The organism is Haladaptatus sp. AB643, assembly GCF_024136975.1.
Lineage (GTDB): Archaea > Halobacteriota > Halobacteria > Halobacteriales > Haladaptataceae > Haladaptatus.
In genome coordinates this window covers 1-24805 of record NZ_JAMYJW010000002.1, presented here as the reverse complement: position 1 = coordinate 24805, position 24805 = coordinate 1, and the positions used below count along the sequence as shown (strand labels likewise).

At 60.7% G+C, this 24805-nt stretch carries 21 protein-coding genes and 1 pseudogene; 6 read left to right on the top strand and 16 right to left on the bottom strand.

What is annotated here, in order from left to right:
- Nucleotides 1–80: 80 nt before the first annotated feature.
- A complete protein-coding gene (locus tag NKF25_RS05020; RefSeq protein WP_253225610.1) occupies nucleotides 81–1163 on the bottom strand; it encodes a hypothetical protein in 1083 nt (360 codons plus the stop codon).
- Nucleotides 1164–1357: 194 nt separating this feature from the next.
- Here NKF25_RS05020 and NKF25_RS05015 point away from each other — a divergent pair, with 194 nt between their 5' ends.
- The gene (locus NKF25_RS05015) at nucleotides 1358–1663 is read left to right on the top strand and encodes a MoaD/ThiS family protein (protein WP_253225609.1); all 306 of its coding nucleotides are present in this window, start codon (nucleotides 1358–1360) and stop codon (nucleotides 1661–1663) included.
- Between the two features lie 15 nt (nucleotides 1664–1678).
- On the opposite strand, the gene NKF25_RS05010 is transcribed toward NKF25_RS05015, so the two are convergent.
- Nucleotides 1679–2986, bottom strand: coding sequence for an acetamidase/formamidase family protein (locus NKF25_RS05010; RefSeq protein WP_253225608.1), 1308 nt, complete (start codon nucleotides 2984–2986; stop codon nucleotides 1679–1681).
- A 135-nt stretch (nucleotides 2987–3121) separates the two neighbouring features.
- Nucleotides 3122–3535, bottom strand: a complete 414-nt coding sequence (locus tag NKF25_RS05005; protein WP_253225607.1) for a cupin domain-containing protein — start codon at nucleotides 3533–3535, stop codon at nucleotides 3122–3124.
- Between the two features lie 137 nt (nucleotides 3536–3672).
- Between NKF25_RS05005 and NKF25_RS05000 the strand changes: the two genes are divergently transcribed.
- The gene (locus tag NKF25_RS05000; protein WP_253225606.1) at nucleotides 3673–4506 is read left to right on the top strand and encodes a phosphoenolpyruvate hydrolase family protein; all 834 of its coding nucleotides are present in this window, start codon (nucleotides 3673–3675) and stop codon (nucleotides 4504–4506) included.
- A 1-nt stretch (nucleotide 4507) separates the two neighbouring features.
- Complete coding sequence (locus NKF25_RS04995) at nucleotides 4508–5728, top strand: Tm-1-like ATP-binding domain-containing protein (RefSeq protein WP_253225605.1); 1221 nt, start codon at nucleotides 4508–4510, stop codon at nucleotides 5726–5728.
- A 271-nt stretch (nucleotides 5729–5999) separates the two neighbouring features.
- Here NKF25_RS04995 and gfo6 read toward each other — a convergent pair whose 3' ends face one another.
- From gfo6 to NKF25_RS04970, 5 genes are all read right to left on the bottom strand, one after another.
- Nucleotides 6000–7070 (bottom strand): D-xylose 1-dehydrogenase Gfo6, encoded by a 1071-nt coding sequence (gene gfo6 / locus NKF25_RS04990; RefSeq protein ID WP_253225604.1) that lies wholly within the window; start codon nucleotides 7068–7070, stop codon nucleotides 6000–6002.
- A 429-nt stretch (nucleotides 7071–7499) separates the two neighbouring features.
- Nucleotides 7500–8597 (bottom strand): ABC transporter ATP-binding protein, encoded by a 1098-nt coding sequence (locus NKF25_RS04985; protein ID WP_253225603.1) that lies wholly within the window; start codon nucleotides 8595–8597, stop codon nucleotides 7500–7502.
- 33 nt (nucleotides 8598–8630) lie between these two features.
- Nucleotides 8631–9461 carry a carbohydrate ABC transporter permease gene (locus NKF25_RS04980; RefSeq protein WP_253225602.1) on the bottom strand — a complete coding sequence of 277 codons (831 nt, stop codon included), beginning with the start codon at nucleotides 9459–9461 and terminating at the stop codon, nucleotides 8631–8633.
- Nucleotide 9462: 1 nt separating this feature from the next.
- Nucleotides 9463–10383, bottom strand: coding sequence for a sugar ABC transporter permease (locus tag NKF25_RS04975; RefSeq protein WP_253225601.1), 921 nt, complete (start codon nucleotides 10381–10383; stop codon nucleotides 9463–9465).
- An 11-nt stretch (nucleotides 10384–10394) separates the two neighbouring features.
- Nucleotides 10395–11735, bottom strand: a complete 1341-nt coding sequence (locus tag NKF25_RS04970; protein WP_253225600.1) for an extracellular solute-binding protein — start codon at nucleotides 11733–11735, stop codon at nucleotides 10395–10397.
- A gap of 315 nt (nucleotides 11736–12050) precedes the next feature.
- Here NKF25_RS04970 and NKF25_RS04965 point away from each other — a divergent pair, with 315 nt between their 5' ends.
- The gene (locus tag NKF25_RS04965; protein WP_253225599.1) at nucleotides 12051–12821 is read left to right on the top strand and encodes an aldolase/citrate lyase family protein; all 771 of its coding nucleotides are present in this window, start codon (nucleotides 12051–12053) and stop codon (nucleotides 12819–12821) included.
- A gap of 236 nt (nucleotides 12822–13057) precedes the next feature.
- On the opposite strand, the gene dgoD is transcribed toward NKF25_RS04965, so the two are convergent.
- Nucleotides 13058–14236, bottom strand: coding sequence for a galactonate dehydratase (gene dgoD / locus NKF25_RS04960; protein WP_253225598.1), 1179 nt, complete (start codon nucleotides 14234–14236; stop codon nucleotides 13058–13060).
- 178 nt (nucleotides 14237–14414) lie between these two features.
- Here dgoD and NKF25_RS04955 point away from each other — a divergent pair, with 178 nt between their 5' ends.
- Entirely contained in the window at nucleotides 14415–15179 is a 765-nt protein-coding gene (locus NKF25_RS04955) for an IclR family transcriptional regulator (protein ID WP_253225597.1), read from the top strand.
- A 29-nt stretch (nucleotides 15180–15208) separates the two neighbouring features.
- On the opposite strand, the gene NKF25_RS04950 is transcribed toward NKF25_RS04955, so the two are convergent.
- From NKF25_RS04950 to NKF25_RS04920, 7 genes are all read right to left on the bottom strand, one after another.
- On the bottom strand, nucleotides 15209–16930 hold the full coding sequence (locus NKF25_RS04950; RefSeq protein WP_253225596.1) for a sugar-binding domain-containing protein: 1722 nt from the start codon (nucleotides 16928–16930) through the stop codon (nucleotides 15209–15211).
- A 25-nt stretch (nucleotides 16931–16955) separates the two neighbouring features.
- A complete protein-coding gene (locus tag NKF25_RS04945) occupies nucleotides 16956–17654 on the bottom strand; it encodes a hypothetical protein (protein ID WP_253225595.1) in 699 nt (232 codons plus the stop codon).
- Nucleotides 17651–18511 (bottom strand): carbohydrate ABC transporter permease, encoded by an 861-nt coding sequence (locus NKF25_RS04940; RefSeq protein WP_253225594.1) that lies wholly within the window; start codon nucleotides 18509–18511, stop codon nucleotides 17651–17653. The genes NKF25_RS04945 and NKF25_RS04940 overlap by 4 nt, the downstream gene beginning before the upstream one ends.
- Entirely contained in the window at nucleotides 18508–19431 is a 924-nt protein-coding gene (locus tag NKF25_RS04935) for a sugar ABC transporter permease (RefSeq protein ID WP_253225593.1), read from the bottom strand. The genes NKF25_RS04940 and NKF25_RS04935 overlap by 4 nt, the downstream gene beginning before the upstream one ends.
- Complete coding sequence (locus NKF25_RS04930; RefSeq protein WP_253225592.1) at nucleotides 19421–20749, bottom strand: extracellular solute-binding protein; 1329 nt, start codon at nucleotides 20747–20749, stop codon at nucleotides 19421–19423. Before NKF25_RS04930 ends, NKF25_RS04935 begins: the two co-directional genes overlap by 11 nt.
- A gap of 180 nt (nucleotides 20750–20929) precedes the next feature.
- A complete protein-coding gene (gene ugpC, locus NKF25_RS04925; RefSeq protein ID WP_253225591.1) occupies nucleotides 20930–22069 on the bottom strand; it encodes a sn-glycerol-3-phosphate ABC transporter ATP-binding protein UgpC in 1140 nt (379 codons plus the stop codon).
- A gap of 162 nt (nucleotides 22070–22231) precedes the next feature.
- Nucleotides 22232–23731, bottom strand: a complete 1500-nt coding sequence (locus tag NKF25_RS04920; protein WP_253225590.1) for an alpha-L-arabinofuranosidase C-terminal domain-containing protein — start codon at nucleotides 23729–23731, stop codon at nucleotides 22232–22234.
- A gap of 554 nt (nucleotides 23732–24285) precedes the next feature.
- On the opposite strand from NKF25_RS04920, the pseudogene NKF25_RS04915 reads away from it, so the two are divergent.
- Nucleotides 24286–24805: pseudogene (locus NKF25_RS04915) on the top strand (fumarylacetoacetate hydrolase); the annotation flags it as partial.

Below are 24805 nucleotides of genomic sequence, written 5' to 3'. Positions count from 1 at the left end.
GTCAGTTAAATCCTTCCCAACGACTGCTGGCCCGTGGGGACACCGACCGGCGGAGATGGTTCGAAGTTTTGGAGAGGGCGTCAGTTGTACGTGGTGTGGACGCCATCGCTCGGGCCACCGGCCGACAGATGATCGAACTCGTTCGTCGGAGTGGTGCCGTCGGCCCACGCCATCAGACCATCGATTTCGACGTCGAGGCCGTCGTACGAACCGAATCGGCGGGACTGCGATTCGATGTAGTTCGCCAGTTCACCGCTCTTTGCCGTCTCTTCGTCGGGATACGTGTCCGCAAACGTGAGGTGGGTCGTCTCGCTCCCGAATCGCCACGATTTGAGTTCGCCCGTGATGACGTCCTTTCGGAAGCCGCGAGAGGTCGACCCGTCCATCGCCTCCGGATAGCACCAGAGCGCGTGTGGGTCGTCGACGACCCCGAGCATCGACGACACGTACTCGTTACCGTCGGCGTAGTGGCTCGTCTCCGTCGTTGCCGCGTCGATGATCGCTTTGGCGTTATCGACCGAATCACCCTCGATCATCGGGGACATCATTAGCAGGGCGTCTTCCGAGACCGCGTAGACTCGGTTCGTACCGTAGAGGTCGAACCCGCGATACCGTTCCCGGTCCGACCGAGTAGTTCGCGTTGTCGTACTGTTTCGCGTTGTCGTCGCGGCACCCCGTGACGTCGTTGCGGGCGACTCCCCGTCGCTGGCGAGTTTCTCGCCGACCGTCTCCGGATCGAACGATCCGAGGGCCAGTTCCGCGACGAAGTCGAGCGTTATCGAGGTGTCGACGTCAGCCACGTCGACGTAGTCGCTGGGGATGGAACGCAACATCTCCTTTTCGAGTCGGGAGTAAGCGTTCTCGTGCATCGAATTTCGGTGGTCACGGATCGCTGTGACGTCGAAATACAGGACGCCATAGCCATCCCGCAGCGGGGTCTTCGACGGGTCGGGGAGCCACTGCGCGAAATCCGATGACGGAGTTTTCCCCGACTGGTCCGTCGTAGGCTGATTCGATGTGGACTGATCCGCTGTGGATCGTTCGGCCGGACCGCTCCCACCATCGGACGACAGGCCGCCGAGACACCCGGCGATCGACGCGAGCGTTCCGCTACTAACTGCGAGGCCTGCCGACTTGAGGAGGGTTCGTCGTGAACGGGACATCGGCTACAAATGTAGCCCCAATGTCATAATTTTTCTCCACGCCCTCCGGCAATTAGTGTCCATAATTGAGATCGGGAAATAATCCTCAAATCGGTTCGATTCGAGCGAGAGTGACCGTATAAACGCAAGCAAGACCCCTTTCAGATCTTTTTCGGCGCGCATCACTTTTCGTGTCCACCATCGTAGCGTGTTGCATGCGCATCACCGTGTACGGCCCGCTCCGAAGTGCAACGGGTGAGAAAACCGTTCCCCTCGCGTTCGACGGTGGAACCGTCGAAGAGGCACTCGTTGCCTTCGTCGAGGACTACCCCCGAGCCGAGACGCACCTTTACGCGTCCGACGGGCAACTCCGGGCCAGTGCCCGTTTCTCGGTGAACGGGGAGCGCGTCGATTCGGACGACCGTTGTCCGGCCGATGCGGAGCTGACGGTATTTCCCGCCGTGCAGGGGGGTGCCGATAGCGGTGACGGTTTCCGTGCCGGACACGAGACACCGTCGTGAAAAGAAACACCGAACTCAGTAGTCGTACTGTGCCCGAACCAAATCGGCGAGACCGCGGTCTTCGAGGCGGTCCATCGGTGCCAGCATCGTCAATTGGACGACACCGGGCAAACGCCCGATTTCGACACCGCCGGTGAACGTACACCGCGCTCGCACTTCGCCTTCGGTCATATCGAGAAGCGCTCCGGCACGTTCGAAGGCGTTGTCAGTCGCGTCGTTGATCGTCGCACCGCTGCCGACCACCTGTAACGGACCCATGTCGTGGATCGTTTCGACGTCGTAGTCGGCGGCGAGTCGTTCGCCGCGTTCGAGTTCCGTTTCGGTGTACGGCTTGCTGATGTACGGAAGGTCGGCCTCGTTCGGGAGCAAAAGCGGGCCGTCGATATCGAGGCCTTTGATGACTTCGACCCCGATTTCGGCGCGGCCGCTCACGTCGGTGGTGTGGAGAGACAGTTCACCGTCGCCCTGGTTGGCGTGCATATCGCCGACGTAGATGCCGCCCCCGTCGACTTTGACGGGACAAATGAGGACGGCACCCTCGCGGACCGCGTTGATATCCATGTGGCCGTCGGTTCGGTCGGCGAGTTCGTCCTCGTCGGCAAGCCCCCAATCGTGCTCCGCACCGATGAGGAACTGGCCGAAGTCACCCGCATTGTGTGAATCCGGCATCTCGATCGGCGGTGTCGTTCCGATGTTGCCGATGAACGGGCGGAGATGGCCGAGCGTTCCCGCCATCTCCGATGGCTCGTACAGCAGGATAGGGTGTTGCCGGGAGTTCTCGGGTAGCGCCATCGCCTCGTCGGCCCGATTCGCCAGGTCATCAGCGCCGCTCTCCCCGACGGTCAGTCCCACCGTCCGGTCGTCATCGAAAACCACCGTATAGCCGTACTCGAAACCGAACGAGGATGCGTTCGCTCCGCATTCGGCACACTTGATCGACCCCTCACCCGTCCCTTCCACGATGCTCTCCGGCCACTTGGTTCCACACTCCGGACATTTGTGATCGACGAACGGGTCGTCACCGAACGCCCCCTCACGCTCACGCATGCTGCCGGTACTCGTCGCGATGCTCGTCACTTCGATGCGCTCTATCGAGAGGGCAATCGCGTCGCCGACCTCCGCGTTCTCGACGCGAATCGGGCGTGTCACCTCGTGTCCGCCCCGAAACTCCGGGGTGATCATCGGCCCCCAGCAAGCCGGTGGCGTATGTGTTTTGATCGTGCCGCCATCCGCAACGGTTCCCGCCCACTCCTGATCCGGCCCAACGAGACCGAGCGTATACTGGTCGACAGACAGTTCCTGTTGGACTTCTTTCTGTGCCATGGTGCTCGCCTCCTATCTTGGGCCGCTAATAGCATAAACGATCGTGAAAATTTTCGGGCGGCGACGTATCGTACTCAGTACTCGACGGAATGGATCGTAACTCCGACCGAGAAAACGGTGTGGAAAACGGGAGTATCAGTCGTCCCGGCTAGGGATCTCACCGGCGGGCACGATTTTGCACTCCGGGAGGTCGGCCAAGACGTCCTCCGGACCGGGTGGCGAGTACACCGCCAGGAGTTGCAGCGGTTGCCAACCGGTGTTTATCGTTCCGTGTTCGGTTCCGGCGGGGATGAAAATCATTTCACCGGGACCGACCTCACGCGTTTCGTCCTCGACGGTTTGTTCTCCCTCCCCACTGATGATGTAGAGGATCTCGTCGCTGTCCGGGTGCGTGTGTAACTCGTGCCCTTTCCCCGGCGCTAGCTGGACGCTCCCGGCGCTGAATCGCTCGGATCCGTTGACGTCGGGAGTGGCCATCCATTTGAGCGTTCCCCAATCGAACATCTGGGTCGGTACGTCCTCGCTGCTGACGAAGTTCTCGTCTGTCATTGCCCCAGGAAACGATCGACGTTCATCACGATAGTTGTATCGCGGCGACGGTCCGTAGTAGCGGTCGATAGTCCACGCGCGACAACCTTCGGTGGTGAGTATCTTGAATACCGTGCTCGATGTAGATTGGGAGGGCTATGAAATTCACACGCGAGGAGTCGCTCGCGCGACTCGAAGAGACGGTATCCCGAGGCGAACCGATCATCGGAGCGGGTGCGGGAACCGGCATTTCGGCGAAGTTCGCGGAACGAGGCGGCGTCGATATGCTCATCATCTACAACTCGGGGCGGTATCGGATGAACGGCCGAGGCTCCCTCGCGGGACTGCTCCCGTACGGCGATGCCAACGAAATCGTCGTGGAGATGGGTCACGAGGTCCTGCCCGTCGTCGAGGACACGCCGGTCCTCGCGGGGGTCAACGGAACCGACCCGTTCCGCCAGATGGACGTCTTCATCGAGGACCTGAAACGTCGCGGATTCTCGGGCGTCCAGAACTTCCCGACGGTCGGACTCATCGACGAAGGAAGCCAGTTCCGGCAGAACATCGAGGAGACGGGGATGGGTTACGATAAAGAGGTGGACATGATCGAGGAGGCCGCCGAGCAGGACATGTTGACCTGTCCGTACGTGTTCACCGAGGAGCAAGCCCGCGAAATGACCGAGGTGGGTGCCGACGTCATCGTTTCGCACATGGGTCTCACCACCTCCGGCGACATCGGTGCGGAGACGTCGCTGGATCTGGACGACGCCGCGGAACGCGTTCAGGCCCATCACGACGCCGCGAAAGCGGTCAACGAGGACGTCATGGTCATCTGCCACGGCGGTCCGATAGCGTGGCCGGACGACGCCGAGTACGTGCTCAACGAGACGGAGGGCGTCGTCGGGTTCTTCGGCGCATCGAGCCTGGAACGCCTGCCGACCGAGGAGGCGATTCGGAACCAAGCGCGGGAGTTCAAAGGGATAGAGTTCTAGCATGGCGGTCGTACTCATCGGGACGCTGGACACCAAGGGGGAAGAACTGGATTTCGCACGGGAGATCATCGAAGCGCACGACATCGACGTCCACCTGATCGACGTCGGGGTGATGGAAGACCCGGATATCGAACCGGACACGTCGGCTCACGAGGTCGCCGAGGCGGCAGGGACAAGTCTCGAACACCTTCGAGAGGAAGCCGACCGGGGGGAAGCCATCGAGACGATGGGTGACGGCGCTGCTGCCATCGCGTCTCGGCTCCACGACGATGGACTCCTCGAAGGGGTCGTCGGACTCGGCGGATCGGGAAACACCTCCATCGCAACCACGGCGATGCGTGCGCTGCCCGTCGGAATCCCGAAACTGATGGTCTCGACGATGGCCTCGGGCGACACGGAGCCGTACGTCGGCGCGAAGGACGTGATGATGCTGTACTCCGTCGCCGACATCGAAGGCCTCAATCAGCTCTCCCGACGCGTGATATCGAACGCGGCGCTCGCGATGGTCGGCATGGTGGCCAATGAACCCGACATCTCGATCAGTGAAAGGCCGACGGTCGGGATCACCATGTTCGGGGTGACGACGCCGTGCGTGCATACGGCACGCGAATATTTGGAGTCTGAGGGGTACGAAACGATCGTCTTTCACGCGACCGGAACCGGCGGCCGCGCGATGGAGGAGTTGGTTCGCCAGGGCCTCATCGACGGTGTGCTCGACATCACGACCACCGAATGGGCCGACGAACTCGTCGGCGGTGTGCTCAGTGCCGGGGAAACACGCCTCGACGCCGCCGCCGAGACGGGTATCCCGCAGGTCGTCTCGGTGGGTGCGCTCGACATGGTCAACTTCGGTCCACGGGATTCCGTGCCGGACGTCTTCGAGGACCGAAAGTTCCACATCCACAATCCCCAAGTGACGCTGATGCGGACGACGCCCGAGGAAAACGCCGAACTCGGCGAGATCATCGCGGGGAAACTGAACGCGGCCACCGGGCCGACCGCGTTGTTTCTCCCGCTCGATGGGGTCTCGATCATCGACGTCGAAGGGGAGGATTTCTACGATCCGGAGGCGGATTCGAGGCTGTTCGACGCCCTGCGGGAGAACCTCGACGACGACGTGGAACTGATCGAACTCGACGCCGCGATCAACGACGACGAATTCGCGACGGCTACCGCCACGAAACTCGACGAGTATCTGCGGACGGCCGACGGCGGTCAGTGAACGACCGCCCCATACACCCCCTCGGTACGGCGAATCGATGAGCTACCGGATGCCGTGAAACAGTATGCGAGCAGGAGTGGAACGGCCGAACTGAACGACCATCGGAGAATGGTTCTGGGAAACCTTTTTAACTCCCCCATGCTATTTTTGAATAGATAGATTATTCTATACTATCTTGAATCATGGTTACTTCGATCAAACGAGGAGAGACATCCCAGAGAGTACCGTGCTCCCGGACCATCGACGAACTGCGGACGGAAAACGGGCGTGCTTACAGTTGGATCGTTTCGTCTCGGTCGGCAGCGTCGTGGATCGCTGCGATGGTTCGCATATCCAGCAGTCCGTGGCGACCGTCGGCGTAAACGTCCCCTCCGGCGAGAATCTGATTCGCGAAGTAGTCGAACTCCTCTTCCATCTGGTCGGCCGATTCCACCGTGGCTTCGTACGTCCGATCGTCCGTGGTGACGGTGAGCGTGGTCTCCATGTGGAACGCCGGTTTCAACGTGAGTTCACCCTCAGTTCCCACGATATCGAGGCTGGTGGTGTCGAAGGCGTTCTGGCTCGCGCCGAACGCGGCGTGCGTCCCGTCGTCGTACCTGACGCCGAACGTCACCCGCTCGTCGGGAACGTCGGCGAACGCCTCGTGTTCCGAACTCATCATCGACTGGACCGCAACGGGGTCGGCGTCGAGAACGAACCGGGCGGTGTTGAGCGGGTAAATCCCGAGATCCATCACGGAGGTTCCGTACCCTGTAAGCTCCGAGTTCAGCCGCCACTGATCGGGATCGGCGTTCATCTCCAACAGCGGTTGCGCGTTCATCCCCTGCACCAATCGCGGGTCGCCGATACAACCGTCCGCGACGATGCGGCGTGCCAGCCTCACCACGGGTTCGGTGTGCATCCGGTAGGCGACCATGAGCGTCACGCCCGCATCGTCACAGGCGTCGACCATCGCCTCCGCGTCCTCGACGGTCGCCTCCATCGGTTTCTCGCAGAGCACGTCCTTGCCGTGTCGAGCGGCAGCCTCGACGTACTCCCTGTGGTAGGAGTTGGGCGTGGCGATGTAGACGGCGTCGTACGACTCCGTCGCCTCGCCATCAACGAACTCGTCGTAGGTCATCGACGCTTCGACCGTCTCGACGTCCGACGCGACCCGTTCCGCCTTCTCGATGCTTCCGCTGACGACGGCGGTGACGGTGCAGAGATCGGAGTCGGCCACGGCCGGGATGACGAAGTCGTTCGTCCACCACCCGAGGCCGACCAGCGCGAATCGGACGGTTCCGTCGTCCACCGTTTGCCAATCCCTCGATCCGGGGGCATCGAAGTGCTCCTGTAGTTCCATATCGACTACTCCCACGCCGCTCCCATAATAGTTCATGTTGCCCCGTGAACGAACGCGATATGGTATCGTACACGGATCGGATGAGGAGTGGCTTCGATATCGTCGGACCCGTACACTCACCGCCCATGAGAGACGTCGTCACAAAATCGAACGAATCAAAGATCATTACATGAATAAGACTGTAATGTACGTCGCGCCGAATCGGGGGATACGGTACGGTATCCTTGGATAGAGATCGATAGCCGGACGATCCACCGAGATATCCGACAATATCGAAGGAGGGATGGAAACGTCCCTCGGACCGATACCGCGTCGTACCCGAATCGGTCGTGACGAACGGGAATCGAATCCGACGATCCGAAAAAGAGTGGGTATCGCCCGTAAACATCGGCGAGATCGATTTGGACGAACCTTCACCTCGTTCGACGGTCAACGGGTGGACTGGACGTTCCGCTCCGATGTGCGTTCGATGAGATCACCGCGTTCGTCGAAGAAGTTGACGTCGCCGAAGTCGAATTCGAGCGCCAGCGTGTCACCTTCCTCGGCGATCCCGTCGTTCGACTGCGTGAACGTCACCTCGCGGCCGTCGAAATCACAGATGAGGTACGTGGCCGACCCGCGCATCTCGACGAGGTCCACCTCGACGATGAGGTGATCGTCGGACGCGACGTCGGAGGCGGGAACGAGGTCGGCGTCCTCCGGCCGGACCGCCATCGAATCGGCTCCGTCCGGCACGGTGCTCGGTGCCTCGGGGTAGGATACGCCTTCGATACGGAGGGTTCCAGCATCGCTCACCACGTCGAAGAAGTTCATCACCGGGTTGCCGATGAAATCCGCGACGAAGCGGTTGGCTGGCTTCCGATACACCGTCTCGGGCGTATCGACCTGCTGGAGTCGTCCCTCGTTCATGATGGCGATACGGTCGGCCAGCACCATCGCTTCCTCCTGATCGTGGGTGACGAACATCGTCGTCACGCCCGTCTGATCCTGGAGGCGTTTGAGCTCCTTCTGAAGTCCGGTACGGAGCTTCTGGTCGAGCTTCGAGAACGGTTCGTCGAGCAGGAAGGCCCGCGGTTCGCGAACCAACGCGCGACCGATGGCGACACGCTGTTGTTGGCCGCCGGAGAGTTCGCTCGGTTTCCGGTCGAGCAGTTCCTCGATGTCGAGCATGCTCGCGGTGCGTTCGACGCGGTCCTCGATGGTTCCGGAATCGGCTCCGGCGGCACGAAGCGGCGACGAGATGTTCTTTCGGACGGTCATGTGCGGGTAGAGGGCGACTTCCTGAAACACCATGGCGAAGTCGCGCTCGGCCGGTGCTCGGTCGTTCACCCGTTCGCCGTCGACGACGATGTCCCCGCTGGTGGCGGTTTCGAGTCCGGCGGTCATCCGAAGGGTCGTACTCTTGCCGCACCCGGACGGGCCCAACAGCACGAGGAATTCCCCGTCGGCTAGCGTGAGCGAGAAATCGTTGACGGCGACTACGTCTTCGTACTCCTTTCTGAGGTCGTCTAATTCGGTTTGTGTCATGTTTGATGTCGATGTGTAATCGGTTGATGGATGCTATTCGAGGCTGAATCCGGCGACGAGTCGGTCCTGCGCGATGAACGTCAGCACGAGCAGCGGCGTCATCGCCACCACCGTCGCGGCCCCCATCCGCCCCCAGAGGATGCCGCGGGTGGTGACGAATCCTGCCAAATAGATGGGCACCGTCTGTGCCTTGCTCGTGGTGGTGAGCACCAGCGCCAGTACGTACTCGTTCCACATCAGGATGGCCGTGAGGATGGCGGCGCTGGAGATGCCCGGTGCGGCCAGCGGCAGGACGACCCGCCGCCACGTTTGGATGCGCGACCACCCATCGACGCGACTCGCCTCCTCCAACTCCTCGGGGATGTTCTGGAAGAAGATGAGCAGTATCCACGTCGATATCGGGATGCCGACGGTGAGGTACGCCACGATGAGCGACTGCCAGGTGTTGATCCAACCGAAGCCGAGGAACAGGGTGTACATCGGAATCGCCACCGCGATTGGGGGCAAAAAGCGCATGCTGAGCGCGAAGAAACTGACCTGCCCGTCACCCGGGTCGTACCGAGTGAGCGAGTAGGCGGCCAACGCACCGACCACGACCGAGACCGACGTGCTGACGCCGGTTACGATCACGCTGTTCCGGATGTACGTGAGCATGTTTCCGCTGGTGAATATCTTATAGTAATGTTCGAGCGTGAGCTTCGCCGGAATCAAGCGCGGCGGGTCGGTCCGGGGGTTGACCGCGAGGCCGGTGAAGAGGTCCCATAGGATGGGACCCCACACCCAGACCAACCAGAGCGCGACGAGCGTGTAGATGCTGACGCGGACGAACCGGTCAGAGTAATCGTGAAGCGTCGCGAGTCGCATCTCAGTCCTCCTCCGGGCTGATCAGCCCTTCCGCGACCGATTTGAACAGCACGAACGCCGTGAGGAACATCAACAGCCAGTAGAGCACGCCAGATGCGCTGGCGACGCCGAGTTGGAAGAAGCGAAACCCGTAGTTGTAGGTCATCATGGCGATGGTCTCCGTGTACGCCCCCGGTCCGCCCTGCGTGAGCACCTGAACCTTGGGAAACACCTTGAACGCACGCACGATCCTGAGCAGCATGACGACCACGATGGCGGTCCGCATCTGGGGGAGCGTGATCCACTTGAACTGCTGCCACTTGCTCATCCCGTCCACCTCCGCGGCCTCGTAGTAGACGTCGGGGATGGACTGGAGCGCGGCGGTGAACACCAACACGAACAGCGGTGTCCACATCCACACGTCGGCGACGATGAGCGCCACGCGCGACCACGGCCGGGAAGCGATCCAATCGATGTTGAGACCCAGCAGATGGTTCACCATGCCGTAACTCGGGCTGAACAGCATCCGCCACGTCAGCCCGGTGATGATGGGGCTCATGATCATCGGCGGGATGCTGAGCGTCACGAGCAGTTGGCGTCGCTCGATGTACGCGCTGTAAAGCAGGAGCGACACGCCGAGGCCGAGGAGGAATTCGATGGCGACGGAGACGACGACGAAGATGACGGTGAACCCCGTCGCGTTGAGGAAGCGAGGGTCCGAAAGCACCGTTCCGTAGTTGGCGATGCCGACGAACGCCGCGCGCTCCCCGGCCTGCGTGAACCCGAACAGGCTGTCGTAGATCATCTGGGCGAACGGGTAGATGGCGACCATCGCCAACAGAACGATTGCGGGAGCGACGAACAGCCACGCGATGAGCCGTTCGTCGTCCCGGTCACGGCTGAAGCCGTTCCACCAGTTCGAGAGGGTGTTCGATGTGCTCATGGCGACGATACTCACTCACCCATGATGTTCTTCCACTTGTCGTTGATGTTCTTCATCGTCTTCTCGGCTCCCGGCCCGCCCGAGAGCGACTGGCTGATCTGAACCTGCATCGCGTCGCCGAGTCGCTGATACTTGGGATTACGTGGGCGGAGCGATGGCGTCCGGATACCCGGATTCTCCTCCGGGTCGTAGTACTGGGACTGGGGGAATCGCTCCTTTATCTGCTTGGTGTATGACGACGCTCTGGTGGGCGTCACGCCGTGTTGCTTGTAGGCGTATTTGTCCATCTTCTTCGAGGTGGCCCACTGGGCGAACACGAACGCCGCGTTCTTGCGTTTCTGTTCCGAGAAGGAATTGATGAGGATACCCCATCCACCGAGGTTGGGATAGCCGCCGGGGGTAAGGGAGACGCGGACGCCGTCCTCCCAACCGTACTTATCGACGAACTTCTTCGTCGCCGTTCCCCACTGTTCGACGGCCCACGTCTTCCCGGAAAGGAACTGGTCGCGGCTCTGGGTGTAGCCGGTCGAGAGGGGGTTCAACGCCCAATCCTTCTGCTTCAACATCTGTTCGAGTCCCTTGACGGCACCCTTCTCGTCCAGCCGGGGCTTCCCGTCCTCGGTGAGCATACGCTGTTGGCCCGTTTCGGCCGCGAACCGGTTGGGGTAGTAGTAGACGAGGTTCCACCCGCGCTTTCCTTCGAGTCCCATCGGCCACCCCTTGTCGTGCATGAACTTCGCGACGCGGTTGAAGTGGTCGTAGTCCTCGTATCCCTTCGGGAACGGCGGAAGTATCTCCTCGTCGTGTTTCCGTTTGTACTCCTTCGCGTGTTTTTCGAGGACGTCCTTGCGGACGGTCAGATCCATGATGTCGCCGTACCACGGCAACCCGTATTTCTTCCCCTTCCATTGACCGTAGGACTGGGCGAAGATGTCGAGGTGGTCGTCGTACGCGTAATTCGACATCCCGAGGTTCGAGTTGTTCAGATATTTATCGAGCGGTTCGACGAACTCGGGACTCATCAGCGACCCGGTCCAGATAACGTCGGAGATGAACGCGTCGAACGACGCCTGACGGGACCGAAGCTGATTCTGGAGCTTCGACAGCATCTCGCTCTGGGCGTACGACGTGACGTTGATGGTCACGTCGTGATCCTTCTCGAACTTCTTGGCCATATCCTGCCACGCCTCCGTATAGAGCGAACTGGTGGCGAACGTTATCTTCGCCCCCTTGTACTCGTCGGTATCACCACCTCCGCCACCGCTCCCGCCTCCGAGGCATCCGGCTAGCCCGACGGCACCGGCCGTGCCGACCGTTTTCAGATACAGTCGTCTGCTCTCTGCTGTAGACACTGGCTTTCCACCAACCATGCAATGAGATATATTAGCATACACTAATATTTGTTACGGATAGGGTATTTATAACGATAATCGTCGTCACGTCCGACGTTATCGGATTACTACTTCGGGACTGACCCCCGTCGAAACCGGACTATCGACATCGAGACGACGATATGAACGAAACGTCACGCGAGGGGGACGAAAAACGGCTCTTTCGGCGCATCCGAGAATATCGAAACGACGTCATAGCCTTCAACACCCCGGAAAACAGTCAATTCTATTCGATCCTACGCAATATTTATTGCAGTCGGGGGGCGTACTAGTAATATGTCCGCAGATTCGTTTCGCCAGAGACTGCTCAGTGGAGAGTGTGTCGTCGGTACGTTCCAATTGCTCGATTCGACGATGGTCTCGGAGATGATCGGCGTCGCAGGAATGGATTTCGTCGTCTACGACCAGGAACACGGACCGTTGACGGCGGAGACGACGCTCGAACTCTCGACCGCCGCGCAGAACGAGGACGTCGCACCGATCGTCCGCGTCCGCGAAAACACGGAATCGGAGATTCAGCGCGCGCTCGACATCGGCACCGCAGGCGTACAAGTTCCGCAAGTGGAGACGCGCGAAGAGGCCGAAGCGGCCGTCGAGGCGGCCCGATTCGGCCCACTCGGAAGCCGGGGTCTCTCCCAGTACGTCCGCGCGGGGGACTACGTCGGCGGCGAATCGTACACCGAGGACCAGAACGACGAGACGCTTCTGGTCATCCAAGTCGAGGGGGAACGCGGCGTCGAGAACATCGACGAGATACTGCAGGTCGACGGGATCGACGTCGTCTTCCTCGGGCCATACGACCTCTCGCAGTCGCTGGGGATTCCGGGACAGGTGACGGACGACCGTGTCGAGGACCTCATGCGACGGGTGTGTGAGCGCGCCGCCGAAACGGAGACCGTCGTGGGCGCGTTCGCCGACGACGCGGAGACCGCAAACAAGTGGATGGACGCCGGGGTTCAGTACCTCACCCTCGGCGTCGAAGTCGGGCTCTTCACCGAGCATCTCAGCGACGTCGTCGCCGACGTGGACGTTCCTCGAACGGAATAACGAACGCACGGAGTCACGCCCGAGAAGTGGGCGAGTGCTCACGGGCGGATTCGTGGGACGGAGTGACGGTTTTCGAAAAACGGTAGCACCGGAGTCGAACGATCCGATTCGGAACGGGACGATTTCTGAATCGGTATGATTCGATAGCCGATTCGGTACGGTTCGACATCGGATTCGGTACGGTTTACCGTTCGATGTTCGACGTTACTTCGAACGGTTCGCCGGTCGGTAACCCATCAGTCTACCAACGAACGGGTTTCCCAGTTCTTTTCGAAGAGGTTGATGGTGTGTACCTCGTCCTTCGCGCCCGTGTAGGAGTGTTCCTCGACGACGTCCATGTCGAGTTCGACGCCCAGTCCGGGTCGCTGTGGGATCTCGATGTGGCCGTCCTCGACGACGACGGGGTCGACGAGGAGGTCGTTGACCCACTCGACGTCGTACGTCTGGAAGACCTCCTGAATCATGAAGTTCGGAACCGCGGCGTCGACGTGCGCCGAAATCGCCGTCGCGACCGGCCCCTGTGGGTTGTGCGGTGCGAAGCTGACGTGCTCCGCCTCGGCCTGCGCGGCGATCTTCTTCGCCTCCGTGATGCCGCCGGTGTTCATGATGTCCGGCTGGACGATATCGACGTCCGTGTTCGCCAGCAGGTCGCGGAACTCGTACTTCGTCATCAGCCGCTCGCCGGTCGCGATGGGAATCGGCGACTTCGCGGCCACCTTTCCGAGGCTGTTGATGGAGTCCGGGGGGCACGGCTCTTCGAACCACGTGGGATGGAACTCCGAGAGGGCATTTGCGACTTCGACAGCCTGTCCGGCCGTGAACCGACCGTGGCCTTCGATGAGGAGGTCCACGTCCGGACCGACGGCTTCCCGCACCGCGCCGACGACATCGACGGCGTGGTTGAACGTCTCGCGGTCCATCCGTTGCCACGACTTTCCGAACGGGTCGAACTTCATGGCGTCGTAGCCGTCGGCGACGACCTGCTCTGCGGCTTCCCGCCACGTATCGGTGTCGTCAGTCGTCTCGGTGTACCACCCGTTGGCGTACGCCCTGATCCTGTCGCCGTGGACGTTCCCGCCGAGGAGTTCGTACACGGGGCGGTCGAGCACCTTACCCTTGATGTCCCAACACGCCATATCGATAGCCGAACAGACGGTCGTGTTGACGACGTTCTTCGAGAACCACTCGTCGCGGTACATCTCCAGCCAGAGCCGTTCGGTGGAGAACGGGTCCTCGCCGATGAAGAAGTCGCTCATCTCCTCGATGGCGGCAGCGACCGTCTCGGGTTTGTCATGCGTCGTCGCCTCTGCGAGCCCCTGAATCCCTTTGTTGGTGTCCAAATGGACGAACACCCAGGGTTTCCATGGGTTGGCTACGACATACGTTGCCACGTCGGTAATGCGCAGTTCCGACATACCTCTTCCTTTTGCGAAGACCGTAATAATACTTATCCCTCGGTCGTCCGCATGGAGTATGTCCGCGAAACGGATCGTCCATCGGGGACGAACTTCCGGAATGACCGATCATCTTCCTCCCCGGAACTCGTCCGATATTAGCGGAAAATTATTTAAAAGATGGCTATCTTCGTAAAATATGGGCATCGAATCAAGCACGAAAATCAAATCGACCGCGACCGCGTTCGGCATCGTCGAGTACCTCAAGGAGTTGGAAGGCGCGACCCTGAGCGAGGTAGTGGACCACTTCGAGATGCCGACGAGTACCGTTCACGACCACCTTCAGACGCTGACCGAACTCGGATACGTACTGAACGACGACGGCACCTACAGGATCGGAACGAAGTTCCTCGAACTGGGTGGATACGCACGGATCAATTCGCGCATCTTCCAGGTTTCGGAGTCGGAGTTACAGAACTTGGCCGTCGAGACTGGCGAGCACGCCAATCTGATGGTCGAGGAGAACGGGATGGGCGTCTTCCTGATGAAGCAGAAAGGGAGCGAGGCGATCAAAATAGATACGTACGAAGGGATGCGCGTGTACCTCCACACGACCGCGATGGGAAAGGCGATACTGGCGTTCATGGACGACTCCCGGCGTGAAGACATCCTCACCCAGCACGGGCTTCCACGAGTCACCGAACACTCCATCGGGAGTCGGGACGTCCTCGAAGACGAACTCGACGCGATTCGAGAACGGGGATACGCGACGGACGACGAGGAACGACTCAACGGGATTCGATGCATCGCAGCGCCGGTGATGACCGACTCGGGGCGGGTCGCCGGAGCGGTCAGCATCTCGGCACCGAAGAACAGGATGCAGGGAACCGTGTACGAGGAGACGTTTCCGAAGAAAATCCTCGGGACGGCCAACATCATCGAGGTGAACATGAGACACATGTGAGGACGAAACGGGGCGACCCGCCGCAATCGTCACGAGGTGCGTTCGAAGGCCGCGACCTGCTCGTTGATTTCGCGGAGTCGCTTGGCGTCGAACTTGGGTTCGCGGTCGTAGGTGTACAGTCCGTTGGTTTCCTGTTCGACATCGTAGAGTTGCGTGTAACAGAACGCCCACATCGCCTCGTTTTCGAGCAACGTCTCGGTCAGGCCTCGGTAGCGTTCGAAGAACTCCGACTCGTCCTCGGGGCGGTCGCCGTATCCCCACCCGTCCTCGGCCTGCGGGTTCCACCAGATGCCGCCATACTCGCTCACGTAGCTCAAATCGTCGCTCCACTCGGTGTGGCTGTGGCCGGTCGGTTCGACCGGGCCGTCGATCTCGCCGTAAGTTTCGCGAAAGGTTTCCGGGTCCTGTTCGTAGTCGTGGGCATCGACGAGGTCGGTTTCGACGTGATACCACCCGCTGGTGTCGATGACCGGTCTCGTCGGGTCCAACCGCTTCGTGACACGGTACACCGTCCGCAGGAGGTCGTCGTTCTGGTGGGATTGCGTTTCGTTGAACGGCGTCCATCCGACGAGCGCAGGGTGGTTGTAATCGCGTCGAACGACTTCCAGCCACTCCTGGAGGAACGGTCCCAACGTTTCGGAACGGCCGTGGTCCATCCCCCAGTTCGCGTGTTCGTCCCAGACGAGGTATCCCAACCGGTCCGCGTGATAGAGGAACCGCGGTTCGAACACCTTCTCGTGGAGACGAGCGCCGTCGAATCCGAGTTCCTGCGCGCGTTCGATATCGCTCCGGAGCGCCTCGTCGGACGGGGCGGTGTAGATTCCGTCGGGATAGTAACCCTGGTCAAGCACCAGTCGCTGGAACACCGGTTCGCCGTTGAGGTACACGCGGTCGTCCCCGAGCGTCACCGACCGGAGGCCGAAATAACTCTCCACGACGTCGGTGGTCTCACCGTCCACGACGAATTTCATCGTCAGATCGTAGAGGTTCGGATCGTCGGGCGTCCAGACGTGCGTCTCGTCGAGCGGTAGCGAAATCCCGGCGTAGGTACCGTCGGTTCTCACGGTCGTTTCGCCCACGACGCGGTCGTCGAACGTGGCGGTGGCTGTGAGCGTCCCCGCCCGAACTGTCCCCGCCAACTCGACGTCGGCGTGCAACGTGTCGTTCTCGGGGTCGGGTTGGAATCGAAGGCTCTCCACGTACGTCTCCGGAACCGGTTCCAGCCACACCGTTTGCCAGATACCCGTCACTCGCGTGTACTTCACGCCGCTGGAGGCGTACTCCTGACTCTGCTTTCCGGCGGGTTGGAGCGTCGAACGGACGTCGTCCTCCGCACAGACCGTCACGACGTTCGTTCCCGGTTCGACGGCATCGGTGACGTCGAACGCGAAGGGGGTGTAACCGCCGCGATGCGTCCCGACGGACGTCCCGTTGACCCAGACTTCCGTCTCGTAATCGACCGCACCGAACCGCAGGAACAATCGTCCGTCGAGAAACCGTTCCGGAACCTCGATTGCCCGTCGATACCACACGGCGTCCATGAAATCCGTGTGTTCGACGCCGGACAGTTCGCTTTCCGGCGCGAACGGTACCGTAATCGTCTCCGCCAGCGAGTCCGCTTCGGGGAGTCCTCGGGCGCGGCCGCTCGCTCCGCCGTCGATTTCGAACTCCCATTCGCCGTTCAGATTGCGCCACCGCTCGCGTCGCCGCTGGGGGCGCGGATACTCCGGCCGTGGTACGGAATCGTCCATCACGTTCGTTTCACGTGATACCGTATTAATTGTTGTTCCCGGCGGCGAGTGATACGTCGCCGTTGGCCGGACGGTCGGTATCGGCTGAGTGGTCGCCCTCGCCGACGGTCGGCGGCGAACTGCCATCACCATCCACGACTTGCAGGTGGAAGCTGAACAGGAGCGCGGGGACGATGATGACCGTCCCGACGATGGACGCGATGCCGACGAGAACGATACCGGCCATCGTCACCACGCTCATCGCGGAGCGTAGCGGGTCGTGTATCACCCATCCGTAACCGCCGCTCACCGCCTCCACGAACCCGTCGCCGTCGGACAGGCGAGCGATGGTCGTCAGTACCACCAACAGGAGGAAGAAGACCAGATACACCCCGGCAATCGAGAGGAGGAGGGACCGAACCGACCCGGTTTCGACGTACCGGACGATGTACAGCGCCGTACCCGCCACGAGGAGGACGGGGACGAAACTCATCAGCGTCACGTTCACTCCCTGACGGCGCAGCGAGTTCGTGACGACCCCCCACCGCGGCCGGTCGCCGTTCCGTAGCGACCGAATCGCCGAGAATGCACCGAGCGTGGCGACCCCCGACGTGACGACAGGTATCGACGCGACGACCCAGCAGACGCTCACGACCACGAGCCACGTGCTGTTGTGGTAGACGAACGCCGCCGTCCGCCGGAGCGAGCGTCGGTATCGTTCCACGCTCGTGTGGGGAGCGATCATCCGGTCGCCCCCTGAAACTGCACCGCCTCGATGATCCTGTCCTGCAACAACAGGAACAGGATGAACAGCGGGAGCGCGGCGATGACGCCGGAAGCCATGGTGAGTCCCGGTTGGAACGTGAAGGTGTCCCGAAGCACCACCAGTCCGAGCGGGAGCGTGAACGAACTCTGGCTTTGAAGCACCACCACCGGCCAGACGAACTGGTTCCAGTTGAACACGAAGACGAAGATTGCCAGCGCGGACAGTATCGGCTTCGAAATCGGGAGGATGATGTGGGCGTAAATCTGGAAGTTGGAGAAGCCGTCCAATCGGGCGGCCTCGTCGTACTCGTCGGGGATGTCCCGGAAGAACTGATAGAGCAGGAAGACCCCGAGCGGGTTCGCCACCGCGGGAAGGATCACGCCGAGGAGGCTACTGACCAGCCCCAAGTCCGCGACGATGGTGAACAGCGGCACCAGGTTCACGTAGAACGGGACGAGGAAACTGGCGACGATGATGCTCAACAGTATCGACTGTCCCGGCCAGTCCAACCGCGTGAGCGAGAACGCGATCATCGAATCGACGATGAGGACGAGCACCGTCGCCACGGTCGCGACGATGAACGTGTTGATCACCCACGGAACGATCAGCGACCCGTCGAGCAGGGCCGTGTAGTTCGCGAAGGTGATCTTCGGCGGGATGAGGTGCGGCGTCGAACTGATGGCGATGCTCTCGGGTTGGAGGGACAGCGACAGCATGTAGATGTACGGGAGCAGGAAGAGGAACGCGACGCCGTACAATCCGACGTGGACCGCGATAGTACGCACCGTGATGGTGGATCCGATACGACTCGTCCGGCCGACGTTCGAGTTGCTCATGCTGAATCACTCCCGATGTATCGGTAGTTGACGTAGGAGACCCCGACGAGGATGGCGAACAGGAGATATCCGATCGCCGCGGCGTAGCCGAACCGCTGCTGGCTGAACGCCGCGTTGTAGAGGTAGAACACCAGCGTCGTCGTCGATTCGTTCGGTCCGCCGTTGGTCATCACGTACGGTTGTCCGAACACCTGAAACTGCTGGATGAACTGGATGATGATGACGAACGCGATGGCGTTGCGCATCTGTGGAAGGGTGATGTCGCGAAACGCCCGCCACGTCCCCGCACCGTCGAGTTTCGCCGCCTCGTACAGGCGCTCCGGGACGTTCTGCCGTGCGGCCAGCAGGATGACGAAGTTGAACCCGAGGAGCCACCAGTCGGTGACCACGGCGAGTATCGGCATCGCCAGTCTCGGCGAACCGAGCCAATCGGGGGGACTGTCCATCACGAAGCCGAGATAGTAGTTGACGGGGCCGAACCCGGTCGCCAGGAACAGCGACCAGACGATACCGACGATGGAGACGGTGAGGATGTACGGGCTGAAGTAGATCGTCCGCAGGTACCGCCGTCCGAACACCTTCCGGTTCACCCCGAGGGCCAACGCCAGACTCAGGACCACCATCGTCGGGACGGTGAGGACGACGAAGTAGACGGTGTTCGACAGCGCATTCCAGAACGCCGGGTCTCCGAACATCGCGGCGTAGTTTCCGAGGCCGACGAACTGGGACTCCGAGGGGAAGAGGGGGTCCCATTCGAAGAGGCTCATGTACAGGCCCTGTAATAGCGGATAGAGGAGGAACAAGCAGAAGAAGGCGAGATACGGGAGGGAAAACAGGATTCCGTCGATCGTCTCCCGCCGTCCGAGGCTCTCTCTCAACCGATTCCGCCCGCCGCTTCCGAATCTGTCCTTAATCGACATCGTTGATCAACCGTTGAATCGAGTTCGCTCCACGTTGCATTCCCGCCTTCGGTGACACGTTGTGCGCGTAGATGTCCGGGAAGAAGCTCCACGTCGAGGAGTTGTTGACGTTGAACGGCGTCCGTGGGAGGTAGGCCAATCGGTCGTTGTTCGCCATCTGGAAGAACTTGGAGAGCGATTTCGGCCACAACGGCGAATTCCGTAACGCCTTCGAGTGCAACGCGTCCTTTGCGGCCGGTAAATGCCCGGCCCGAGTTCCCCACACGGGATTTTTCTGCGTTATCCACTCGGCCGCCTTCACCGCGACCCGCGTTTTCCGCTCGTCCCGATGTGGATTTCGGGGCAGAATAACCGTGTGGCTTCCGGATTGGGTAACGTTCCGTTTCTTCTCGGGTGCCACGAACGGTTTGAACATGCTCCAATCGAACCCGTCGAGCGACTCCAAAACCGCCGCGTACCACGTCCCGTTCATCGTCATCGCCATCTTGTTATCCTGGAACGCGATGTCAGCCCTGTTTTCCGAGGCGTTCGGGATGTCCCACCCGTACTTCCCGGTTATGTCGCCGAACAACTGGGCGGTTCCCATCCCGGCGTCGTCGTCGAACGTCACCGTGGAGAGGTCATCGGTGAAGAGGTGACCGCCGCGCTGTTCGTCGAAGGCGATGAACGTCCGAAGCATCCCTATCGGGTCCAGGTACGGGGTGGGAGCGAACGCGTGTGCGTCCGTTTTCTTCGTGATCGTATCGCAGGCGTGCTCGAACTCCTCGAAGTTCGTCGGCGGCGAGTCCGGATCGAGACCGGCCTTCTCGAAGAGCGACCGATTGTAGTAGATTCCGATCGGGTGCGCATCGAGCGGGAGCGACAACTGATCGCCGTCGAAACGCATGCGCTCCCACAGCGTCGGAACGTACTTGTCCGCCGTGGAATCGCTCAGATACGGGTTGTAGGGGACGAGCATCCGTTGGAACCGACCCATCAACGCTTGATGCATGATGGCGATGTCCGGTCCCTTGTCCGCGACCAGCGCGGTGTACAACTTCGTGTAGTAGTCGTCCCACGGGATTCGTTGGCGGTCGATCCGGACGTTTCCGATCGGTTGCTCGTCGTTGAACCGGTCCACGATCGACTTCATCGTCGCTCCGTCGCCGCCGCTGAATAGCGTCCAAAACTGGATCGTCGTCCCTGACGTGTCGGCCGAGTTCCCCAGGATTACACTCCGTGAATTACACCCGGACAGTCCGACGGTACCAGCCAAGCCGACGCCTCCGAGGAGTTGTCGTCTTGTTAACGCACTGTTCGCTCCCTCTGTGGATGGCATGGTATTAATTATTGTTAAGAAATGGTTTAAGTATTTTGTATGATTATATATTATATGGATTCATTAGAGGATTTGGACCGTGGAATCCACGAAGCCCACCGTACGATAGCCAGCGTCACACACGCTGCTGTTCGGGTGTTCCAATCGATCTATGCGTCCTGTTCCAGTGCTCCAATCGGTCTACGCGTCCTGTTTCGTGGTTTCCGTGGGGGTAGTGCGGACGGCGTTCCGTCCGACGAAGACGTTCTCGCCGGTCGCCCTATCGAAGACGTGCAGGTCCGACTCGTCGAAGGAAACACGTAGCCTGTCGCCCTCCTCGTAATCGACTTCGCCCAGAACGCGCATCGTGAACTCCGTCTCGCCGCTTCGCAGGTAGAGATAGTTGTCGTCCCCGACCGGTTCCCGCACTTCGAGGACGGCATCGATTCCGTTATCGTCGTCGGTTTGGGCGAACGCCATGTGCTCGGGTCGGATGCCGAGAATCAGGTCGTCGTTCGTACTTCGGTCCACGATTCGTTCGGCGAACGACCGTGAAACCGAGTACTCGATATCGTGCCCGACGAGGGTCGAATCCTGCAACCGAACGTCGAAGAAGTTCATCGACGGACTGCCGATGAATTCGGCGACGAACGTGTTCTTCGGCCGGGTGAACACGTCCCTCGGCGTGCCGACCTGTTGTAACTCCCCGTGATTCAGGATGACGACCCTGTCGCTCATCGTCATCGCTTCCTCCTGGTCGTGGGTGACGTACACCGTGGTCGTCTCCAACTCCTCCTGAATCCGCTGGAGTTCGGTGCGCATGTGCGTCCGGAGTTTCGCGTCGAGGTTCGACAGCGGTTCGTCCATCAGGAACGCCGCCGGGTCGCGGACGATGGCGCGACCGGTCGCAACCCGTTGTTGCTGGCCGCCGGAGAGTTCGCTCGGTTTCTTGTCCAACTGATCCCCGATACCCATCATCTCGGTGGCTTCCTGCACCCGCCGCTGAATCTCCTCGTCGGACTTGTCCGAGTTGAGTTTCAACCCGTAGGAGATGTTCTGTTCGACGGTCATATGCGGGTACAGCGCGTAGTTCTGGAACACCATCGCGATGTCGCGGTCCTGCGGCGGTACGTCGTTGATCCGATGGTCGCCGATGGAGATGGTACCGTCCGTAATGGACTCCAATCCGGCTATCATCCGAAGGATGGTCGACTTTCCGGACCCCGACGGGCCGACGATAGTGATGAACTCGCCGTCCTGAATGGTGAGATCGAATCCGTCTACCGCGACGATATCGCCTCCGTACCGTTTACCCACGTCTTCGAGATGTATCCCGCTCATGAGTAGCTATATCACTGTCTATAATGTATATACTTTTCCTAAGTTATCAACCTCAGTAGTTGTTTATACAATGACGGTGGAAATTAGGCGCAGAGGGCAATAGGGGTCGTCAGGACTGCCCCAGTCACGGTGCGAGCGACACGAGAGACCGACGGCGGTCGATCAACGGACGGAGATTCCAGCGACCGTCGATGCCGCCAATTCCGCGGTCAGCACCCCGTCTTCGACCGAAACGTCGAGGTCCGTCGCTTCGAATTCCGCCGCGTTGTCGACCGTGACTTCCGTGTTCGGCTGTTGATCGGCGAACAAGACTTTCGCGTCGATATGATCCGGATTTCGAGCGACCCCTTCGAGGGCGATTTCGACGGTCCGGGACCCGCGACAGTCGAGGTTCGTCACGGTGACGTAGGTGCCGTCCTCGTCCGTCGATGCGGACGCGTTGATCAACGGGAGGTCAGTACCGCCGTCGAGTTCCCGTGTCGGCGTATCGACCGACGTTCGAACGGCGTCGTTCCCCTTGTGAGGGGCGTAGAGGTCGAAGACGCGGTACGTCGGTCGCTTCCACGCGGCGTCGCCGTCCGTTTCGATGAGACACTGAAGGACGTTGACCGTCTGGGCGATGTTCGCCATCGTCATCACGTCGCTGTTCTCGTTGAACACGTCGAGGACGGCCGCGGCCGAAAGCGCGTCGAGGACGGTACCGGGCTGTTCGAGGCCGCTTTCCGGAACCGATTCGGGGTGCCACGCTCCCCACTCGTCGATGATGACGCCGATGTCACGGGTGGTCGCCACCGCGTCGATGGCCGCGGCGATGCGTTCGATGTGCCCCTCTATTTCGAGCGCTTCCGCGAGGAACCGGTCGTATCGGTCCTCGTCGGCCTCCGCGACGGAGAACGACCGCCCGTAGTAGTGATGGAGCGTGAGGTGGTCGAGGGGGAACTCGACACCCCAGCTACTGCTCCCGATTTCGTCCATGAACCGACGGTTCCACTCGTGGTTCTCGAACCCACAGGCGATGAGTTCGAGGTTGTGGTCGAGCATCAGTTTGTCCATACTCCCGACGTAGGTCGCGTACCGACGATACTCGCGGGCGTACTGTTCGGGGGTCATCTGGCCGCCGCACCCCCAATTCTCGTTTCCGAGTCCCCAGTATCGCACGCCGTACGGTTCTTCGTGCCCGTTCCCGCGGCGGCGGTCCGCGAGTTCAGTGTCGCCGTCGTAGTTGCAGTACTCGACCCAATCCGCGGCCTCCTGCGGGTTACCCGAACCCACGTTGGCGGCCATGTACGGTTCGGTGTCGATGTGTTCACAGAGTTCGAGGAATTCGTCGGTGCCGAACGCGTTGGATTCCTCGGGACGTTCGTCGGTGTCCTGTGACCAGAAGAGGTTCCGACGCCGCGGCCGTTCCTCCCGCGGACCGACGCCGTCCTCCCAGTGATAGTCGTCGGCGAAACAACCGCCGGGCCAGCGAAGCACCGGAATGTCGAGGTCGGAGAGGAGCGAAACGACATCCTCGCGGAAGCCGTCCTCCTCGTCAGCCTCACCGTGCCAGATTCCGTCGTAGATGCATCGTCCGAGGTGTTCCGAGAAGTGGCCGTGTATCTCGGGAGCGATGCGGTCGATAACCGCCGCTGTGTGAACTGTGACGCGAGCGTCTGTCATACACTTCGATGATATTTATTCGGTGCGTCATAAATGAATCGGTTATCGAGCAAAAATATGTCCATTTCTCCAAACAAAATGGTCGGAGGAGTCCGTGAGACGGCCATTCCGGTCACCGATTCGGGATGGCGGATCGGGAGCGATACTGCGGGGAGCGTACGATTTTCTCGGATATCGTTGTACGTGATTGCCGCGTGCGTGGTCCGGAACGAACCCCTGTCGAACCCTTCGGGAACACCGAAACACGACTCGAACGGTTGACATCCGCAAGTCACCGTCGCGTTGTATCACTGAACAACATCAGTTTTCGGTACTCACACACAGCTAATTCCGATACTATCGGATCGTAGGCGTCCACCATGGAAATCGTATTCGGAACCGTGTTCGTGACCGAAAACGCGGTACCATTACAGTACTATTTTCGTAATACCGAGGTACGTAGACGCACCGTATTCTTCCGATATTGTCGGAACACGATCGATGAATCCATATTTTCATCACCTGTATATATTTTGGGAGAAAGTTATTTCAACACCATCCGCTCATCTCTCTGTATGCGCTATTACCGACTCCCCAGCGGAGAGCGTGCAGCGACAGATATCCTCGTCGCGATGGACGACGAAGGAACCGCCTACGACCTCACGTCGGCCTCGCCAGACCTCGGTTCGTTCCGGGCGCTGGCCCGTGCCGCGAACGCGAGCGGCGAAACCATCGACACCATCGCCCGTAATCGTCTCGACGATGCCGACCGAATCGAGGACGATGCCCTCGCGGATGCGCTTCAACCGGTCGTCGCCGAGGAGGTTTGGGCGGCGGGCGTCACGTACCAAATCAGCGAGGAGGCGCGCAAAGCCGAGAGCGGCAAGCCCGAGGTGTACATCGACGTCTACGACAGCGACCGCCCGGAGCTATTCATGAAGGCCACTCCGTCACGTACCGTCGGCCCCTCGGAAGCCATCGGGGTGCGCGGCGATTCGGGATGGGACGTCCCGGAACCCGAACTCGGGGTCGTGCTCCACCGCGGGGAAATCGTCGGCTACACCATCGGCAACGACGTCTCCAGCCGCGACATCG

What these genes read in the sequence shown, in the direction of transcription:
- NKF25_RS04945 (WP_253225595.1), bottom strand. Translation starts at nt 17,654, where the DNA reads ATGATCGCTCCCCACACGAGCGTGGAACGATACCGACGCTCGCTCCGG.
- NKF25_RS05005 (WP_253225607.1), bottom strand. Translation starts at nt 3,535, where the DNA reads ATGACAGACGAGAACTTCGTCAGCAGCGAGGACGTACCGACCCAGATG.
- NKF25_RS04955 (WP_253225597.1), top strand. Translation starts at nt 14,415, where the DNA reads ATGGGCATCGAATCAAGCACGAAAATCAAATCGACCGCGACCGCGTTC.
- NKF25_RS04985 (WP_253225603.1), bottom strand. Translation starts at nt 8,597, where the DNA reads ATGACACAAACCGAATTAGACGACCTCAGAAAGGAGTACGAAGACGTA.
- NKF25_RS04930 (WP_253225592.1), bottom strand. Translation starts at nt 20,749, where the DNA reads ATGCCATCCACAGAGGGAGCGAACAGTGCGTTAACAAGACGACAACTC.
- ugpC (WP_253225591.1), bottom strand. Translation starts at nt 22,069, where the DNA reads ATGAGCGGGATACATCTCGAAGACGTGGGTAAACGGTACGGAGGCGAT.
- NKF25_RS04950 (WP_253225596.1), bottom strand. Translation starts at nt 16,930, where the DNA reads ATGGACGATTCCGTACCACGGCCGGAGTATCCGCGCCCCCAGCGGCGA.
- NKF25_RS04980 (WP_253225602.1), bottom strand. Translation starts at nt 9,461, where the DNA reads ATGCGACTCGCGACGCTTCACGATTACTCTGACCGGTTCGTCCGCGTC.
- NKF25_RS04935 (WP_253225593.1), bottom strand. Translation starts at nt 19,431, where the DNA reads ATGTCGATTAAGGACAGATTCGGAAGCGGCGGGCGGAATCGGTTGAGA.
- NKF25_RS04975 (WP_253225601.1), bottom strand. Translation starts at nt 10,383, where the DNA reads ATGAGCACATCGAACACCCTCTCGAACTGGTGGAACGGCTTCAGCCGT.
- NKF25_RS05015 (WP_253225609.1), top strand. Translation starts at nt 1,358, where the DNA reads ATGCGCATCACCGTGTACGGCCCGCTCCGAAGTGCAACGGGTGAGAAA.
- NKF25_RS04940 (WP_253225594.1), bottom strand. Translation starts at nt 18,511, where the DNA reads ATGAGCAACTCGAACGTCGGCCGGACGAGTCGTATCGGATCCACCATC.
- NKF25_RS05010 (WP_253225608.1), bottom strand. Translation starts at nt 2,986, where the DNA reads ATGGCACAGAAAGAAGTCCAACAGGAACTGTCTGTCGACCAGTATACG.
- NKF25_RS04920 (WP_253225590.1), bottom strand. Translation starts at nt 23,731, where the DNA reads ATGACAGACGCTCGCGTCACAGTTCACACAGCGGCGGTTATCGACCGC.
- gfo6 (WP_253225604.1), bottom strand. Translation starts at nt 7,070, where the DNA reads ATGGAACTACAGGAGCACTTCGATGCCCCCGGATCGAGGGATTGGCAA.
- dgoD (WP_253225598.1), bottom strand. Translation starts at nt 14,236, where the DNA reads ATGTCGGAACTGCGCATTACCGACGTGGCAACGTATGTCGTAGCCAAC.
- NKF25_RS04965 (WP_253225599.1), top strand. Translation starts at nt 12,051, where the DNA reads ATGTCCGCAGATTCGTTTCGCCAGAGACTGCTCAGTGGAGAGTGTGTC.
- NKF25_RS04995 (WP_253225605.1), top strand. Translation starts at nt 4,508, where the DNA reads ATGGCGGTCGTACTCATCGGGACGCTGGACACCAAGGGGGAAGAACTG.
- NKF25_RS05000 (WP_253225606.1), top strand. Translation starts at nt 3,673, where the DNA reads ATGAAATTCACACGCGAGGAGTCGCTCGCGCGACTCGAAGAGACGGTA.
- NKF25_RS05020 (WP_253225610.1), bottom strand. Translation starts at nt 1,163, where the DNA reads ATGTCCCGTTCACGACGAACCCTCCTCAAGTCGGCAGGCCTCGCAGTT.